The organism is Shewanella septentrionalis, from assembly GCF_025370265.1.
Classification (GTDB): Bacteria; Pseudomonadota; Gammaproteobacteria; order Enterobacterales; family Shewanellaceae; genus Shewanella; species Shewanella hafniensis.
Genome location: NZ_JAMTCC010000108.1, coordinates 1 through 1,603, shown reverse-complemented (window position 1 = coordinate 1,603; position 1,603 = coordinate 1). Strand labels below are relative to the sequence as shown.

The following is a 1,603-nucleotide window of genomic DNA, read 5'->3' as shown; positions in this document are numbered from 1 at the left end:
GAAATTGGCCTGAAAACCATCGCCGCCCGTTATGGCACTCAGGTATGGACCAATAAACGTAACCGCAAGTTTAACGGTGAAATTACCCTCGTGGTCCACGGAACCGAAGCCGACCGAGAGCGCCTTTCCCCCTGGGTGAGTGAAGCCCCCGCCAGAATGGCATTTTTCTGCCGCAGCTTTGGTTTTATTTCAGGCAATCGCAAAGCCTATATCAGCGGCAACCTGCGATGGGAGATCCGCCCATGAACACCCTTGTAAAACTGCTACAACGAAAAAATGCAAAAGTTGGACACCCAGGCTAAATAGAAAGCAAAAGTTGGACACCCAGGCTAAATAGCGCGGAAGTAAACCTCCTACTATGCTTTGGTTAAGCATTGAACAAGGAGGTTTGTATGCCGCGCCCTCGCAGAACTCAGATAAGTCTTGAAGACACTCCCTATTACCATTGCTGCAGCCGCGTTGTTCGGCGGGCATTTTTATGTGGTGATGATACCTATTCGGGTAAAAACTACGACCATCGCCGTGGTTGGGTAGAGTCATTATTGTTTGAGCTTGCAGCTGTTTTTGCTATTGATATGGCCGCGTTTGCGGTGATGTCGAATCATCTGCATCTGGTGCTGCGAGTCGATATCGAAACAGCCAATCGCTGGACTGACCGCGAGGTGCTTGAGCAATGGTATAAGTTGTTTAAAGGCGATGAGTTAACGCAAAAATTCGCTAAAGGTGAGTTGGTTGAAGCTCATCAGGTCAACAGATTAAAGCATTCAATCGCCCTTTATCGTAGTCGATTATGTGATATTTCATGGTTTATGCGCTGCCTCAACGAACCGATAGCAAGACAAGCAAATCAAGAAGATAACTGCACAGGCAGGTTCTGGGAAGGGCGGTTTAAATCCCAAGCCTTACTCGATGAAGCCGCGGTATTAGCCTGTATGGCCTATGTTGATTTGAATCCGATTAGAGCGCAACTCACTGATACACCTGAACAATCCGACCATACCAGTATCCAACTACGTATTCGGGCCGCATTAAAAGGTGAGCAGCCGAGCAATCTCCTGCCTTTTATTGGTAATGAGTGCGACAACCAACCCAATGGCATTGCGTTTTCATTAACGGATTATCTCGAATTAGTCGATGATACCGGCCGAATTATTCGCAATGATAAACGTGGATACATCAGTGAAAGTATTGCCAAGATACTGACAAGATTAAATATCCCCCATGACAATTGGCTCAAGCTGACAACCGAATTTGGCAAGTTATTTCATGGCCCTGTAGGCACACTGCAAGCACTAACCGATTATTGCGAACATCTCGAAAAGCGACGACGGCACTTTGCCGCAAGCTGTCAGCACTTTCACTGCAATTGACAACGACTGACATCACTTCAAAAGCCTACATTCAGAACACATCCCAAGCACTAAGGGATGAGTTACCTCGTCTGAAATGCTCTATTTTTTAAGGGATGAGCGTTATTTATTGCCTCAGATGCTGCCCCTGCGACTGTGATGGTTCTTTTTTAAACAACATTAACTTTTACAAGTTGTAGGTAAACCGAAAGTGCATTATGTTGTTGATTTAAAATGGGTGGCCAGATTTATTC

The 1,603-nt window shown here is 45.9% G+C and carries 2 protein-coding genes; both read left to right on the top strand.

Translation table 11 applies throughout. From position 1 onward, the window contains the following. A partial coding sequence (locus NE536_RS22735) for a hypothetical protein (protein ID WP_261273970.1) occupies positions 1-246 on the top strand: 246 nt, incomplete at its 5' end. Positions 247-392: 146 nt separating this feature from the next. After that, entirely contained in the window at positions 393-1,370 is a 978-nt protein-coding gene (locus tag NE536_RS22730; RefSeq protein ID WP_261274113.1) for a transposase, read from the top strand. Positions 1,371-1,603 lie beyond the last annotated feature (233 nt).